Genomic DNA, 15208 nt, shown 5'->3' on the forward strand with positions numbered 1-15208 from the left:
TTCCGGGCGTGCGCACAGCCATCGGGTTCGGAGGGCCGGCGTCGGGCAAGCGGCGCGACTGGGACGAACAGGTCGAGTTCCTGCGGGAGGCCGACCGCCTCGGCGTCGACATCCTGTGGTCGGCTGAGGCATGGGGCATGGACGGTGTCAGCACGCTGGCCTACCTCGCTGCGGTGACCGAACGCTGCCAGCTCGGCACGGGCATCTTGCAGATCTCGGCCCGCGCCCCGGTCATGACAGCGATGACCGCGCTCTCGCTCGCGGCCATGACCGGTGACCGGTTCATCCTGGGGCTCGGGGTCAGCGGGCCGCAGGTGGTCGAGGGCCTGCACGGGGTGCGCTTTGGCGACCCGCTGGGACGGCTGCGCGAGACAGTGGACATCTGCCGCCAGGCCTTTGCCGGCGAGAAGATCGCCTACGACGGCCGCCACCATGTGCTCCCGCTGCCAGGCGGGCAGGGCAAGTCGTTGCGACTCGCGCAGCCCGCCAACGATTCGATCGAGATCTGGCTCGCGACCCTCGGTCCCAAGTCTCTGCGCTACACCGGCGAGGCCGCCGACGGCTGGGTCGGCGTGTGCTTCGTGCCGAGTCGCCCCGAGGTCACCTGGGGTCAGGTAGTGGACGCAGTTGCAGCCGCAGGACGCCCGCCGGGCTCGGTGGCCTGCCAGGCCGGCGGCGCAGTCGAGTTCGGCGACGATCTCGACGCCCTCATCGAGCCGCGGCGACCTGGCCTTGCGTTCACGCTGGGCGCCATGGGATCGGCCACCGCCAACTTCTACAACGACGCCTACCGCCGAGCAGGCTTCGAAGAAGAGTGTCGCCACGTGCAGCGCCTGTGGCTCGACGGCGATCGGGCCGCAGCAGCGGCTGCAGTCCCGGATCGACTCGTGACCGAGACCAACTTCTTGGGCACCCACGAACAGGTCATGAACCAAGTGCGGGCGTACCGAGACGCCGGCGTGGATGTCCTGCGCCTGCAGCCTGAAGGGGCGACCGCCGCAGCCCGGCTGGACACGCTGGCGGCGATGATCGACATCGTCCAAGCCGTCAACGCCGAGCCCGCCGGGGCGACCTGACTGGGGCCGGCCGTGTCACTACCGTGGTGCACATGACTGGGCAATCTGAGACTGGACGCGTCGTTACGTTCACCGAGTCCGAGTTGCGTGAGCGGTTGACGCCGATGCAGTACCACGTCACCCAGGAAGCAGGAACCGAGCGTCCGTTCACCGGCGAGACATGGGACAACCACGATGTCGGCGCGTATCACTGCATCGTGTGCGGTGCCGAGCTGTTCGACTCAGCGACGAAGTTCGAGAGCGGTTCGGGCTGGCCCAGCTTCACCCAGCCTGTTTCCGGCGAGGCTGTGGACACCGAGGTCGATCGCTCGTACGGCATGATCCGCACCGAGGTGATGTGCAAGGCCTGCGGGGCGCACCTCGGCCACGTGTTCCCGGACGGTCCCCGTCCGACCGGTAACCGGTTCTGCATGAACTCGGCGTCGCTGCAGTTCGCGCCCGCCGAAGAATCGGGCTGAGTTCGCTATTCCAAGTCGAGGCTGAGCTGGGTGGCGATGGGCTCGTCGGGCAGCAGCTTCACGACGTCCGCGTCGAGTTCACGGCGAACGCCCGCCACCGGCAGCACGGTCAGCATCGCCGCCTGACCCTGGCGCAGCAGGCTGAGCACCCGATCATCGTCAGCCCACAACACGTCGCTGCCGCTGATGACAATGTTCGCCGAGGCAACCTCGCCGCCGAGCTGGTTGCGCAGATAGTCGAACGCTCGGGCAATCGACTTCAGGTCGATGCCTTGGTCGCGCATCTTCTTCGCGATCTTGAACTCGACGAGGTCGTTGTAGGAATACCGGCGCCGAGAGCCGCTGCCCTCGGCCTGAGCGACTGATGGTTGCACCAGGCCCTTGCGGGCCCAGTGATCGAGCTGGCGGTAGCTGATCCCGACGATTTTCTCAGCCTGCTTGCTGGAGAATCCCTCGACAATGGCTCCTGCCACCTCCGGCGCGGCCTCGCCAGACACGTCGGCACTCGCCGAGGTGGCGGCAGGCTGTGACGGCGCGCCGGCTTCTTGCGACGTCGTCGGCACAGGGTCGGAAGCTGGTTGCTGGCCGGCCATCGGTATCTCCTCTCCTGCGTGGGTCACACGCAGCAAATCACACCCTGCGAACTACCGGGCTGTGATCTGCACGTTCACAAAGCGTACGGGGACCAGTCGCGCCAGCGCAAGAGGCCCCTCAGGACGAGCATCGAACAATCGATCGGCCGCAGCGGCGGTGGGGCCGCCGCGCCTCACTCTTTTTCGCCGGCCTCCGCCGCGGGACCGAAATCGTCGGGCTGCACGTCGTCCAAGAACTGCTTGAACTCGTCGAGGAGCTCATCGGGGTCGACATCGTCGGGGGGATCCGCGGGGAGCTCGATGATCTGCCCCGCTTCGTCCAGCACCGACTCGCTGGCGAAGATGGGCGTGTCGGCCCGCACGGCCAGTGCGACGGCATCGCTCGGCCGGGCGGAGATCGTGTGGGTGTCCGAGCCGATGGTGACCTCCATCTCGGCGAAGAAGGTGCGATCGCGCAAGTCGGTGACTGTCACCTTGACCAGCGTCGCTCCGAGGACATCCAAGATGGCCGCCATCAGGTCGTGCGTGAGGGGCCTCGGCACGCGAATCTGCTCGATGCCGCGATAGATCGCCTGGGCCTCGGGGGTATCGATGACCACCGGCAGCACTCGCTGAGAACCGCCGGTCTCACGCAGCAACAAGAGCGGGCTCTGCGAGGGCATCTCCACCTGCACGCCAAGAAGCTCCATCTCGACCATGCCCGCACACTACTTCGGCCCTTGCGAGCACCGAGCCCGGAGTGACCTGGTGCTATTGCCGGTAGCGGCGCAACGCCTCCCCCATCACCACCGACCGCAAGCGCTCGCACAGCGCCGTCAAACGGCCCAAGGACCGCAGCGCGTCGAGCTCCGCCGACGCGCCGCCGGCATGCAGAATCGGCTGGATGCCCTGCTCGAACATGGAGGCATCCCGCGCCGCCGCATTGCGGATGACACGCAGGTGGCGAGCCTGCAAACCGTAGGTGGCGAACTCGCGCGAGATGCGGGCGATGAGCAGCGCACTGCTGCCGTAGCGCAGCTCAGGCGGTTCCAGGCCCAACGAGGCCTGCACTGGGTCGGATGGTGTTGCGCCGGGCTGCGGCGGCGTCAGCCGAGTCGCGTCGTCATCGGCGAGCGGCACGAGCAACCCGAAATCGGTCAGCTCAGCGATCTCGTCAAGGGTGAGCCCGGTCTCGGCACTCAGGTCGGCTGCGCTATAGGTGCGGGTGTCGTCCTCTGCAGCCCACGGCAGTCCAGTGCCACCAGGAGTCGGTACCTCGGCCGGTATTCTTGCGCGGACAGCGGGCTCTCGGTTGTCGAGGTCTTGGTTGTCGAGGTCTTGGTCGCCCGCATCTGGGTCAACGGCCCCGTCGTCAGCTGGCCTCCCGCCTGTCAGACCGGCTGCATGTCCGCCAGCTTCTTCAGACTCAGGCGCTGTCTCAGCGGCGGCTGGCAACTCGACGGGCTCGGTGACGCCGATGCCCCAGATGTCGGCCAGATGCTCGCCGCGATCGATCCGTTCGCCGATGATGCTGAGCGGCAGGTACTGATCGCGTTGGCGGGTGAGGATCCAGCGCAGCACTTCGATGTCGTGGGATCCGAAGCTGCGGTAGCCGCCCGGCGTGCGGGCAGGCGAGATGAGCTTGCGATCTTCGAGGAACCGGATCTTGGAATCGGTCAGATCACTGAACTCGGGCCGCAGCAACGCAACGACCTCGCCGATCGACAGTCGTGCTCCAGGTGAGGAAGGCTGGACTCCGGCGCTCACAGCCCGACCGAGGCAACCAGGTAGAGCAGTTTGAACTTGCCCACCTGCAACTCGTCGCCGCTGTGCAAGACGACCTCGCCGTCGGTGCGAACGCCGTTGATATAGGTGCCGTTCAGCGAGCCCACGTCATACAGGATGTGACCCCCGTGACTGAGCTCGAGCACCACATGGCGGCGTGACACGGTGATGTCGTCCAAGAACACATCGCTGTCGGGGTGGCGACCGACGGTGACGCGGTCGCCGGCCAATTCGAACCGGGTTCCCGACCGGTGCCCAGAAGTGACCACGAGTTCCGCTTGGCCGCTGTAAGGCGGGACCTCGGTGACACCGACAGGCGAGAGCACCTCGGTGGGCGCATCGGCAGAGGGGTCGAGACGCGTCCCGCAGCCCGAGCAGAAGCGTGCATCGTCAGCGTTCGAGTACCCGCACCTTCCGCAGACGATGGCCATGACGATCAGATGTCCTCGGCGATCAGCGCGGCATAGCCATCGGCATCGAGCAGCGCCTCCATCTCGGCGGACGCCTGCGCTGCGTCTTCAGTCGGGGCGATGACGCAGATCCACCCGTCGCCGTACGGCGATTCGTTGACCAGCTGCGGCTCGTCCTCGAGGGCGACGTTCACCTCGACGACCTCGCCCGAGACCGGGGCAAAGATGTCCGAAACCGACTTGGTGGACTCGATCTCGCACATTGGCTCATCGGCAGTGACCTGAGCACCGATCTCGGGCAACTCCACATACACGACATCACCGAGCGCATCCTGTGCGAAATCGGTGATGCCTACCTGCACCCCGCCATCGGCGGGGCGCACCCATTCGTGATCGCTCGAGTAGCGAAGCTCGGCGGGTATCTCCATGTTCGCGAACCTACCGGATAGCTGTCACACCGATAGCTCAGCCGCTGGCGCTGCCTGCGCGCCCCTCGCGCACTGCATCGAAGGCCTGGGGGATGTAGCCCACCGCCGACCAGTAATGGATCGGCAGGCCGGTCGCAACGAATACCCAGGCTGCCACTCCGAAGGCATCCGCCACGCCGATATCGCTGTGGGAAGCCAGGAAGCACGGCACGGCGAACATCATGAGAAACGTGCCGGTCTTGCCCCACCAGGTCACGTCGATCTTGCGAGCGCCGAGTGCTCCCAGCACCAGCGCCGCCACGGCGACCACTCCCTCGCGGAACAGTGCCAGCACCGCGATCCACAGCGGCAGCGAGCCATCGGCGATCATCACGACGAGCGCGACCAGCAGCAGCAGCCGATCGGCAGTGGGGTCCAGGATCTTGCCGAGCTCGGAGACCTGGTTGAAGCGACGCGCCACCCAGCCGTCGACCCAGTCAGTGGCACCGAGAGCGCCGAGCAGCAATGCCGCGGCCCAACGGTCCTCGGCGCCGAACACCAGCCACACGAACCACGGCAGGCAGCACAGGCGAGCCAGGCTGATCAGGTTCGGCACGGTGAATGGCCGCCACCCAGGGTCGGGGACCGGCGGCGCATCGGAGGCCTCGCTCACGCGGCTCACAGTACTGAGATGCAGTCGGCTCAGCCTCTTAGGCTGCGCGCATGAGCTCTGGCGCATCCTTAGGATGCGCGCGATGAGCACTGTGTTCACGCGGATCATCGAGGGCGAGCTGCCCGGGACATTCGTGTGGCGCGACGACCGCTGTGTTGCATTCCTGTCCATCAATCCGCTGTCGCCGGGTCACACGCTGGTCGTGCCTATCGCCGAGATTGACCACTGGCTGGACGTCCCGGCCGACCTGCAGTCGCACCTGTTCGATGTGTCCAGACGCATCGGCCAAGCACAGATGCAGGCTTTGAGACCCGAACGCATCGGTCTGGTGGTCGCCGGCTTCGAAGTGCCTCACTGCCACATTCATGTGTGCCCGGTGAACTCGATGGCCGACATGAACTTCGCCCGACCTCTGCCCATGGCCTCGGCCGAGGATCTGAGCGGGCCCGCCGAAGCCATCCGCGCCGCGCTGGATTAGAAAAGCCGGTCTGGCGCCGCTTCGGTGGGGTCCGCGGGTTCGATGAGACTGGCATCGCTGTTGCGGACGTTGCCGAGGACGCGGCCGACTTGATGCGAGCGCAGAATGCCCTCGGCAGCGGGCGCGCACATAGCCGACAGCATGTCGATGCCGTCGTTAGCGGGATCCAGCCACGCATCCCACGCCGAACGCTCCAGCAGCACCGGCATGCGGTCGTGAATCGGCACCATGAAATCGTTCGCTGCTGTGGTCAACACCGTTGCGGAGTGCAGCACGCGCCGTTCCGAGACTGAGCCGCTGCTGTCGGGAGCATCCTCGGGCGGCCACCACCGCTCCCACAATCCCGCCATGGCGAGCATGCCGCCATCCGTACGCGTGATGTAATGCGGGAGCGGGCGCTCATCGGGACTCGTCCCCTTCGGCGCTTTTGGCCACTCATAGAAGCCATCTGCCGGCACGATGCAGCGACGCCGCACGAACGCGCTGCGGAACGTGTTCTTGGTAGACGCTGTCTCGGAACGCGCGTTGAACAGCGGCGGGCCCTTCGTGGGGTCCTTGGACCAAGCTGGCACGAGGCCCCAGCGGAACGTCTCGATTTGGCGGGCGTTGTCGTTGGCCACCACGGCCACGATGTCGGCAGTGGGTGCCACGTTGTAGCTGCGGGGTGCGTCGAAACCCGGCAGCGGGGTGTCGAAGTGGGCTGCTATCTGCTCGAGGCTGGCTGCTGAGACAAACCGTCCGCACATGCGCTTGCCGCCTCGTCGGGTGGCGTCGCCCCGCTATACGTAGGTGGAGCCCTTCATGGCCCCGCGGTCCTGGCGGATCTCCACATTGACCAGTGCCGGCATACCCGAGTCGAAGGCTCGCTGAAGCGCAGGTGCGATCTGGTCAGGCTCGGTCACGTGCTCGCCGTGGCCACCCATGGCCTCGACCACCTTGTCGTAGCGGGTGTAGTTGAGCTCGGTGGCCACCACCCGGTCCTGGCCGTAGAGGCCAGCCTGCGGGCGCAGCATCTGGCCCCACGCAGCGTCGTTGCCCACGACTCCCACGATGGGCAGGCCGAATCGCACGGCAGTGTCGTACTCGAAGCCGTTGAGCCCGAACGAGCCGTCGCCGTAAACGATCAGTACCCGCTTGTCCGGGTGCGCCTTCTGCGCCGCCAGCGCGAACGGCATCCCGACACCGAGCGTGCCGAGCGGTCCCGGGTCCATCCAGGTGCCGCGCCTGGGCACCCGGATCACCTTGGAGGCTTGGGCCACAATGTCGCCTCCGTCGCCGATCACGATCATGTCGTCGGTGACAGCGTCGGCGATCTCGCGGCACAGCCGCAGCGGGTCGATCGGCACCTCGTCGCTGTTGAGCTCGGCACTGCGGGCCTCGTCCAGCTCGATCTCGCGCGTGCGCAGCGCCGCAAGCTGTGCGCTGGCGTCCACGGTCACGCCAGTGGCCTTGAGCACGTCGAGCAGCGCATCGAAGTTGGCACCGAGGTTGCCGACGAGACTGACATCGGCGGGGCGGTTCTGGCCGATGAGCGTCTCGTCCAGGTCGAGCTGCACGATGCGCGCGTCTGCGGGGATGGCGCGGCCGAACTTCATGCGGAAGTCGAGCGGCGTGCCGGCCAGGATCACCACGTCAGCGGCTTCGAGTGCTTCCTTGCGAGTGAGCGAGAGAAACGACGGGTGATCCCAGGCGATCTCCCCGCGCGCCATGCCGTTCACGTAACAGGGCACAGACGTGGCATCCAGGAATGCCGCCAACGCGTCGCCGCCTTCGCTCCATTTCAGCGCCGTGCCGGCCATCACGACGGGTCGTTCCGCTGAGGCGATCAACTGGGCTGCCTGTTCCACCAGAGGGGCTGCAGCGGCGGCGGCCACCCGGTAGTCGCGAAAGCTGGGCACCTCGACGGCATCAAGATCGACCCGCCCGTGCAGGATGTCCATGGGTATCTCGAGGAAGGCCGGGCCGGGCACGCCGCTGAGCGCCGTGCGCACGGCCAACTCGATGTACTCGGCAATGCGGCGGGTTTCCCCGCACGCACCTGACCACTTCGTCACCGGCCGCATGAGCGACACGTGGTCCATCTCCTGCAGCGAACCGCGGCCGGCGTGCTTGAACGGCCCCTGTCCGCCGAAGACCAGGATTGGCGAGTTGGCCCGCCAGGCATTCGCCACGCCGGTGACGCCGTCGGTGACCCCGGGGCCAGCGGTGAGGATGGCCACCCCCACCTTGCCCGGGTGCAGGCGCGCCCACGCATCGGCGGCATGCGTCGCTGCTTGCTCATGGCGGACGTCGATCACGTCGATGCCCTCGTCGAGGCAGCCGTCATAGATGCCCATGACGTGCCCGCCGGACAGCGTGAACACACATTCCACCCCGGCTGCCTTCAGTGCCCTTGCGGCGAGCTTGCCGCCGTGGGTCTCGGTGGCCGTCACGCCCAGCGCTCGCCGTTCCTTGCCGCTCATGTCGTTCTCCCCCTTTGCCAGCACGTGTTTGATGCTGCTGGCCTACGCCAGCACGATGTTCACCAGCTTGCCCGGTACGGTCACCACGCGCCGGATGTCTGCGCCGGCGGTGAGCTGGGCGATGCGTTCGTCGGCCTTCGCTGCGGCTTCGAGACCGGCGGGCGAGATGCCGGCATCGACCGTGATCCGGCTGCGGACCTTGCCGTTCACCTGCACGGGCACCTCGATCAACTCGGCCGCCAACAGCGCCGGATCGGCCTGTGGGAATGGTGCGTAGACCACCGTGGTCGTATTGCCCAGCTTCGACCACAGCTCCTCGGCCAGGTGCGGCACCAGCGGCGCCAGCAGGCGCACCAGCACGTCGGCGACATAACGGGGCGTCGCGCCGCCCCGCCGGGTCAGCTCGTTGTTCAGCTCGGTGATGCGCGCGATCGCCGAGTTGAAGCGCAGATCCGACATGGCATCGGTGACCGCGTCGATTGTTCGGTGCACTAGACGCTCGAGGTCAGCGTCGGGTTCGACATCGGCGACCGTGATCTCGCCGGTCTCCTCGTCGACCAAGCTCCGCCACACGCGCTGCAGCAGCCGGTGAGAGCCGATCACCGAGTGGGTCTCCCACGGACGGCCCTGATCCAGCGGACCCATGAACATCTCGTAGGTCCGCAGCGTGTCGGCCCCATACGCGCTGTAGATGTCGTCGGGCGTGACCGCGTTGCGCAGCGACTTGCCCATCTTGCCGAAGTGACGGGTGACCTCGACATCACCCCAGAAGAACGTGCCGTCCCGCTCGACCACCTCCGAAGCCTCCACGTACACCCCCCGGCTGTCCTGGTAGGCAGCCGCCTGGATGTAGCCCTGGTTGTACAACCGGCCGAACGGCTCGGGACCGCTCACGTGACCCAGGTCGTACAGCACCTTGTGCCAGAAGCGGGCATACAGCAGGTGCAGCACGGCATGCTCCACACCGCCGACATAGAGATCGACACCCCCGACGCCGCCATCGGGGTCTGCCATCCAATACCGCTCCACCTCGGGATTCACCAAGGCTTCGTCGTTGGCGGGATCGAGGTAGCGCAAGTAGTACCAGCACGATCCGGCCCACTGGGGCATCGTGCTCAGCTCACGACGGTACGTGCGCGCGCCGTCGCCCAGGTCGTAGGTAGCGGTGGCCCACTCGGTGGCACGACCCAGCGGCGGCTCCGGTTCCGACGACTCGTCCAGCGCTCGGGGCGCCCAGTCGATCAGCTCGGGCAGCTCCACCGGCAGCTCGCTTTCGGGCACTGCCAATGCAAGACCCGTCTCGTCGAACACGATCGGGAACGGCTCGCCCCAGTAGCGCTGCCGGCTGAACAGCCAGTCCCGCAGCTTGTAGGTGACCGTGCGGCGGCCGCAGCTCCGCTCGTCCAGCCAGCCGCAGATGGCGTCGATGGCATCGGCCTTTTCCAAGCCGTTCAGGAAATCGCTGTTGATGGCCGGCCCGGGACCGTCATAGGCCTCGCCGTCGAAATCTGGCGGCGGCTGCACGGTGCGCATGATCGGCAGCCCGAACCGGACGGAGAAGTCCCAGTCGCGCTGGTCCTCTCCGGGCACCGACATGACCGCGCCCGTGCCGTAGTCGATCAGCACGTAGTCGGCGACGAACACCGGCACTGGCGCGCCGCTTGTGGGCACGCGGCAGTTCACGCCCAGCCACACACCGGTCTTGTCGCGCTCGGTCTGGCGCTGCAAGTCGGTCATCGCTGCTGCCTGGGCCCGGTACGCGTCGAGGGCCTCACGGGGCGTAGCGGCACCCCCAGTCCAGCGCTGATCGGTGCCAGGGGGCCACACGTCTGCGACCAGCTCGTCGACGAGCGGGTGCTCGGGCGCCAGCAGCATCGCCGTCGTCCCGTAGATCGTGTCGGGACGGGTGGTGAATACCTCGATGGCTGGGCCGGAGCTGTTCGCATTGGAGATGGCTGGACCGGAACTGCCGGGCTCGGCGTCGGTCGCGAAGCTGATGTATGCGCCTTCGCTTCGGCCGATCCAGTTGCGCTGCATGAGCTTGACGCTCTCGAACCAGTCCACCCGGTCGAGGTCGGCCAGCAGCCGGTCGGCATACGCCGTGATGCGCATCATCCACTGCTTCATCGGGCGGCGGAAGACCGGATGGTTGCCCCGGTCGGACCGCCCCTCGTTGGTGACCTCCTCATTGGCCAGCACCGTTCCCAGCGCAGGGCACCAGTTGACCGGTGCTTCGCCCAAGTAGGCCAGGCGGTGCTCGTCGAGCTCGGTACGCCGCTCAACGTCGCTCATCCCGGCCCACACAGCTCCGCTGGTGGTGGCCTTCTGCCCCTTCTCGAATAGCTCGATCAACTCCGCGATCGGGCGGGCTCGCTGCGTGTCGGTGTCGTACCAGGAATTGAAGATCTGCAGGAAGATCCACTGCGTCCAGCGGTAGTACGCGACATCGGTCGTGGCCAGCGATCGCTGGTCGTCGTGCCCGAGTCCCAGCCGAGCCAGCTGGCGCGACATGTTGGCAATGTTCCGCTCCGTATTGACGCGGGGGTGCTCACCGGTCTGGCGAGCATGCTCCTCAGCAGGCAGGCCGAACGCGTCATAGCCCATCGGGTGCAGCACCACGTAGCCGCACATGCGCTTGAAACGTGCATACACGTCGGTGCCGATGTAGCCCAGCGGGTGCCCCACATGCAGGCCCGAACCCGACGGGTACGGGAACATGTCCATGATGAAGAGCTTGTTCTTGTTGGTCGCCGGATCCGCCGGCGACGTGCCGGGATTGGGTGTGCGGTAGGTGCCTTCGGCTCTCCACCTCTCCTGCCAGCGCAGCTCGATCTCGTTCGCCATCTCGGCGTTGTAGCGATACGGAGGGAGCTCGCTCCCCTCAGCTGAATGCGCGACAGCGACATCGGCCGATGAGGGGGAATTCATGCGGGAAAGGATGCCACGGTCACCCGCAAATCACTAAGAGAGAGCCACATTCCCGTCCGGAAGGTGACCGCTACCCTGCGGACCGTGGCCGAGACGTCCCCATCGCAGCACGACACCGCGCTCAGCGATCCTGGCTTCGCGGATGTCTCCGAGAGCGACTGGGAGGCCGCGGCCGAAGGCGCGCTGCGGGGCGAGCCGCTGTCGTCGCTCCACTCGACGCTGCTCGACGGCATCGAGACCGCCCCGCTGTACACCGCGCATCGCCACGGCACCGAGGCAGATCCGTCAGGCTTGCCCGGCAGTGCACCGTTCACCCGAGGCGCCGCCGCCGCAAGCGGCGCACTGGGCTGGGAGGTGCGCCAGATCCACGACGTACGACTCGCGGGCACGCCCGATGCCGTCGCCGTGGACACGACATCGGGCGTGGATGCCGTTACGGTCGCCCGGGGCTGGGACGCCGACGGTGATGCCGTCGCACTCGCGGCAGGCATCGGCGATGCGGCCGGCGCCGGCGTGCCGATCCACTTGCAGTCCGGCGCATCGCCCGTACACGCCGCGGCACTGCTGGATGTCTTCGACCGTCACGGTGTGGAGCTCGCAGGCCTGCGCTCGTGGCTGGGTCTCGACCCGATCGCGGCGGCCGCAAGCGGTTGGCACTGGGCCAATCCGGGTGACTGCGCCACGCTCGACTCCTCCATGTGCAGCGCAGCACGCGGCGCCGCCGAGATTGCGCAGCGCTCGCCTGGGGCGGTGCCGCTGGAGGCTGACGGATCGGTCTTCACCGATGCCGGCGCGAGCGACGCCACCGAGCTGGCTGCGATGCTCGCGACCGGGGTGGCGTGGCTGCGGGCGCTCTGCGACGACGCCGACGGGCCGGGCCTCAACGCGGATGCGGCTGCCCGTCTGCTGGGCTTCACGCTGTCCGCAGGACCCGACGCTTTCCTGGTCACCGCCAAGTGCCGGGCGCTGCGGATGTGCTGGACCCAGGTGCTGGGCACCTGCGGGGTCGACGGTGCCAGCGGCGAGGCGCCGCCGATGTGGCTCCACGCCGTCACCGCGACGGCCATGCTGAGCGCTGTTGACCCGTGGGTGAACATGCTGCGCGCCACCACGGCGACATTCGGCGCTGCGAACGGCGGCGTCGACGCCATCACAGTCCGCCCCTTTGACGCCGTCAGCGCCGGTCAGGCATCGAGCAGCCTGGGGTGGCGCGTCGCCGCCAACACACAGCTGATCCTTCGCCACGAGAGCCGCATCGGATCGGTCATCGATCCTGCCGGGGGAAGCTGGTACCTCGAAGACCTCACGCGCAAGCTGGCGCACGCAGCCTGGGACCGCTTCGGGGAGATCGAAGCAGCCGGAGGAATATGCGCTGCGATGGCCAGCGGCGATCTGGAGGCATCGATCGCCGCCGAACGAGCGCTGCGCGACGAGCAGATCGCCGCGGGCCAGCACGTGCTCGTCGGCGTCACCGACTTCGTGGACTCGCAGGCTGCGCAGGATTCGGGGGCGAGCGTCTCCGCTGGCGAACCGGCCGGCACGCCTACGGTCGGGCTGGGCGTGCACCGCTGGGCAGCGCCCTACGAGACTGGGACGAATGACGAAGCTGTGACGGGAGATGCAGGGTCATGAGTGTCATCGGGGACTTCTCGAACATCCAGCTTGATGACACCGGGCCGGCACACGGAGGCCCGAACGGCGCGAGCGGCCCTGGATCTTCGCCACTGCCTGAAGGGTCGGCAAGAGCAGAGTGGGCGGAGCGATTCGCCTCCGAAACCGGCCGCGCCCCGGCTCCCAGCACCACGCCCGAAGGCATCGACATCGCGCCGCTGTACGTCGCTGCGGACGTCGCCGACCTGTACGACGGCGAACCAGGCGCCAGCGGGAACGTCCCCGGAAGGCGCACATACCTCGACGGCTACCCCGGCTTCGCCCCGTACCTGCGCGGCCCGTACCCGACGATGTACACCAACCAGCCGTGGACGATCCGCCAGTACGCCGGATTCTCCACCGCCGAAGACTCCAACGCGTTCTACCGGCGCAATCTGGCCGCGGGGCAGCGCGGCCTGTCGGTTGCTTTTGACCTTGCGACCCACCGGGGCTACGACTCGGACCATCCCAGGGTGAGCTCAGACGTGGGCATGGCAGGTGTGGCCATCGATTCGATCCTGGACATGCGCACGCTGTTCGACGGCATCCCGCTCGACCGCATGAGCGTGTCGATGACCATGAACGGCGCTGTGCTGCCGGTGCTGGCGCTCTATGTGGTGGCCGCCGAGGAGCAGGGGGTTGCTCCCGCCCAGCTCACTGGGACCATCCAGAACGACATCCTCAAGGAGTTCATGGTCCGCAACACCTACATCTATCCGCCTCAGCCCTCCATGCGGATCATCAGCGACATCTTCGAGTTCACCTCCGCCGAGATGCCTCGCTACAACTCGATATCCATCTCCGGCTACCACATGCAGGAGGCCGGGGCCACCGCCGACCTCGAGCTGGGCTACACGCTGGCCGACGGCCTGGAGTACCTGCGCTGCGGCATCGGCGCCGGCATGGGCATCGACGACTTCGCCCCGCGCCTGAGCTTCTTCTGGGGCATCGGCATGGACTTCTTCATGGAGGTGGCCAAGCTGCGGGCCGCCCGGCTGCTGTGGGCCAAGCTGGTCGCCGGCTTCGAGCCCCAGAATCCACGGTCGCTGTCGTTGCGGACGCACTGCCAGACCTCGGGCTGGTCGCTCACTGCCCAGGATCCGTACAACAACGTCGTGCGCACCTGCATCGAGGCCATGGCCGCCGTCGACGGCCACACCCAGAGCCTGCACACCAACGCTTTCGATGAGGCGTTGGCGTTGCCGAGCGACTTCAGCGCCCGCATCGCCCGCAACACGCAGCTGTTCCTGCAGCACGAAGCCGGCGCGACCCGGGTGATTGACCCCTGGGGCGGGAGCTACTACGTGGAGCGGCTCACCGCCGAGCTGGCGCAGCGGGCTGCCGCCCACATCGACGAAATCGAACAGCTCGGCGGCATGGCTCGCGCCATCGAGGCCGGCATCCCCAAGATGCGCATCGAAGAAGCGGCGGCCCGCACCCAGGCTCGCATCGAGGCTGGGCAGCGCACGGTTGTCGGGATCAACCGCTACAGGTCTGAGCTGTCCAATGAAGTCGACATCCTGCGCGTCGACAACGCCGAAGTGCGAAGCGCCCAGCTTGCAAAGCTGGACCGTCTGCGAGCCGACCGCGACGCCGATGTCGTGCGACGCTCGCTGGACGCGTTGCGCGAGGTAGCCCGCAGCGGCGAGGGCAACCTGCTGGCCGCATCCGTCGACGCGGCGCGCTGCCATGCCACCGTGGGGGAGATCAGCGCGGCGATGGAGGACGCCTTCGGGCGGCACACTGCCCAGATACGCACGATCAGCGGCGTGTACGGGAGCGAGATGGCTGGCGACAGTTCGGGCGACGCAGGCGACGGCAGTACCGGTCCGATGGCGGCCGCCGTCGATGCCGTACGCAAGCGGGTTGCTGCTTTCGGCGAACAGACCGGGCGGCGGCCGCGCATCCTCATTGCGAAGATGGGCCAGGACGGCCATGACCGGGGCCAGAAAGTGGTGGCCACCGCCTACGCCGACCTCGGCTTCGACGTCGACATCGGCCCCCTGTTCAGCACACCTGCCGAGACAGCTCGCCAGGCCGTCGAGAACGACGTCCACGTCGTCGGCGCCTCATCGCTCGCCGCGGGCCACTTGACGCTGGTGCCGGAGCTGAAAGAAGCGCTTGGCGAACTCGGCCGGCCCGACATCCTGATCGTCGTCGGCGGCGTCATCCCGGCCCAAGACTTCGACGCGCTGCGCACGGCCGGTGCCGCCGCGATCTACCCGCCTGGAACGGTCATCGCCGAAGCCGCTGCCGAGATGCTCGACCTGCTCGAAGGAGCTGGCTAGAGCCCTGCCACGGCCACCGGC

At 67.4% G+C, this 15208-nt stretch carries 14 protein-coding genes; 5 read left to right on the forward strand and 9 right to left on the reverse strand.

Going from position 1 to position 15208, the window contains the following annotated elements:
* Positions 1–8: 8 nt before the first annotated feature.
* Positions 9–1076, forward strand: a complete 1068-nt coding sequence (locus tag VI480_RS14445; RefSeq protein WP_323673565.1) for an LLM class flavin-dependent oxidoreductase — start codon at positions 9–11, stop codon at positions 1074–1076.
* Between the two features lie 32 nt (positions 1077–1108).
* The gene (gene msrB / locus VI480_RS14450; RefSeq protein WP_323673566.1) at positions 1109–1534 is read left to right on the forward strand and encodes a peptide-methionine (R)-S-oxide reductase MsrB; all 426 of its coding nucleotides are present in this window, start codon (positions 1109–1111) and stop codon (positions 1532–1534) included.
* 5 nt (positions 1535–1539) lie between these two features.
* Here the strand turns inward: msrB and VI480_RS14455 are convergent, their stop codons facing one another.
* From VI480_RS14455 to VI480_RS14480, 6 genes are all read right to left on the reverse strand, one after another.
* Positions 1540–2127 (reverse strand): MerR family transcriptional regulator, encoded by a 588-nt coding sequence (locus tag VI480_RS14455; protein ID WP_323673567.1) that lies wholly within the window; start codon positions 2125–2127, stop codon positions 1540–1542.
* A 173-nt stretch (positions 2128–2300) separates the two neighbouring features.
* Positions 2301–2825: a bifunctional nuclease family protein gene (locus VI480_RS14460; RefSeq protein WP_323673568.1), complete on the reverse strand. Its 525-nt coding sequence runs from the start codon at positions 2823–2825 to the stop codon at positions 2301–2303.
* A gap of 52 nt (positions 2826–2877) precedes the next feature.
* Entirely contained in the window at positions 2878–3873 is a 996-nt protein-coding gene (locus tag VI480_RS14465; protein WP_323673569.1) for a MerR family transcriptional regulator, read from the reverse strand.
* Positions 3870–4322, reverse strand: a complete 453-nt coding sequence (locus VI480_RS14470; RefSeq protein WP_323673570.1) for an FHA domain-containing protein — start codon at positions 4320–4322, stop codon at positions 3870–3872. The genes VI480_RS14465 and VI480_RS14470 overlap by 4 nt, the downstream gene beginning before the upstream one ends.
* Positions 4323–4327: 5 nt before the next feature.
* Positions 4328–4729: a glycine cleavage system protein GcvH gene (gene gcvH / locus VI480_RS14475; RefSeq protein ID WP_323673571.1), complete on the reverse strand. Its 402-nt coding sequence runs from the start codon at positions 4727–4729 to the stop codon at positions 4328–4330.
* A gap of 37 nt (positions 4730–4766) precedes the next feature.
* Entirely contained in the window at positions 4767–5381 is a 615-nt protein-coding gene (locus VI480_RS14480; protein WP_323673572.1) for a CDP-alcohol phosphatidyltransferase family protein, read from the reverse strand.
* Positions 5382–5463: 82 nt separating this feature from the next.
* Here VI480_RS14480 and VI480_RS14485 point away from each other — a divergent pair, with 82 nt between their 5' ends.
* Positions 5464–5859, forward strand: coding sequence for an HIT family protein (locus tag VI480_RS14485; protein WP_323673573.1), 396 nt, complete (start codon positions 5464–5466; stop codon positions 5857–5859).
* Here the strand turns inward: VI480_RS14485 and VI480_RS14490 are convergent.
* Genes VI480_RS14490 through leuS form a run of 3 tightly spaced genes read right to left on the reverse strand, consistent with a single transcriptional unit; the run spans position 5856 to position 11249 of the window.
* Positions 5856–6605 carry an SOS response-associated peptidase gene (locus VI480_RS14490; RefSeq protein WP_323673574.1) on the reverse strand — a complete coding sequence of 250 codons (750 nt, stop codon included), beginning with the start codon at positions 6603–6605 and terminating at the stop codon, positions 5856–5858. The two genes, VI480_RS14485 and VI480_RS14490, sit on opposite strands and share 4 nt — an antisense overlap.
* Positions 6606–6638: 33 nt before the next feature.
* Positions 6639–8345, reverse strand: a complete 1707-nt coding sequence (locus tag VI480_RS14495) for a thiamine pyrophosphate-binding protein (protein WP_323673575.1) — start codon at positions 8343–8345, stop codon at positions 6639–6641.
* A gap of 18 nt (positions 8346–8363) precedes the next feature.
* Positions 8364–11249, reverse strand: a complete 2886-nt coding sequence (leuS, locus tag VI480_RS14500; protein WP_323673576.1) for a leucine--tRNA ligase — start codon at positions 11247–11249, stop codon at positions 8364–8366.
* A gap of 84 nt (positions 11250–11333) precedes the next feature.
* Between leuS and VI480_RS14505 the strand changes: the two genes are divergently transcribed.
* Both VI480_RS14505 and scpA read left to right on the forward strand, forming a co-directional pair.
* Positions 11334–12881, forward strand: a complete 1548-nt coding sequence (locus VI480_RS14505; RefSeq protein ID WP_323673577.1) for a methylmalonyl-CoA mutase family protein — start codon at positions 11334–11336, stop codon at positions 12879–12881.
* Positions 12878–15187, forward strand: a complete 2310-nt coding sequence (scpA, locus tag VI480_RS14510) for a methylmalonyl-CoA mutase (protein ID WP_323673578.1) — start codon at positions 12878–12880, stop codon at positions 15185–15187. The genes VI480_RS14505 and scpA overlap by 4 nt, the downstream gene beginning before the upstream one ends.
* Positions 15188–15208 lie beyond the last annotated feature (21 nt).

The sequence above is a fragment of the Candidatus Poriferisodalis multihospitum genome (assembly GCF_028283155.1).
In the GTDB taxonomy this organism is placed as follows: domain Bacteria; phylum Actinomycetota; class Acidimicrobiia; order Acidimicrobiales; family Poriferisodalaceae; genus Poriferisodalis; species Poriferisodalis multihospitum.

Bases quoted from the DNA above. Each gene is read 5' to 3' on its own strand.
- msrB (WP_323673566.1), top strand. From the start codon at position 1,109: ATGACTGGGCAATCTGAGACTGGACGCGTCGTTACGTTCACCGAGTCC.
- VI480_RS14455 (WP_323673567.1), bottom strand. From the start codon at position 2,127: ATGGCCGGCCAGCAACCAGCTTCCGACCCTGTGCCGACGACGTCGCAA.
- VI480_RS14460 (WP_323673568.1), bottom strand. From the start codon at position 2,825: ATGGTCGAGATGGAGCTTCTTGGCGTGCAGGTGGAGATGCCCTCGCAG.
- VI480_RS14470 (WP_323673570.1), bottom strand. From the start codon at position 4,322: ATGGCCATCGTCTGCGGAAGGTGCGGGTACTCGAACGCTGACGATGCA.
- gcvH (WP_323673571.1), bottom strand. From the start codon at position 4,729: ATGGAGATACCCGCCGAGCTTCGCTACTCGAGCGATCACGAATGGGTG.
- VI480_RS14485 (WP_323673573.1), top strand. From the start codon at position 5,464: ATGAGCACTGTGTTCACGCGGATCATCGAGGGCGAGCTGCCCGGGACA.
- VI480_RS14490 (WP_323673574.1), bottom strand. From the start codon at position 6,605: ATGTGCGGACGGTTTGTCTCAGCAGCCAGCCTCGAGCAGATAGCAGCC.
- leuS (WP_323673576.1), bottom strand. From the start codon at position 11,249: ATGAATTCCCCCTCATCGGCCGATGTCGCTGTCGCGCATTCAGCTGAG.
- scpA (WP_323673578.1), top strand. From the start codon at position 12,878: ATGAGTGTCATCGGGGACTTCTCGAACATCCAGCTTGATGACACCGGG.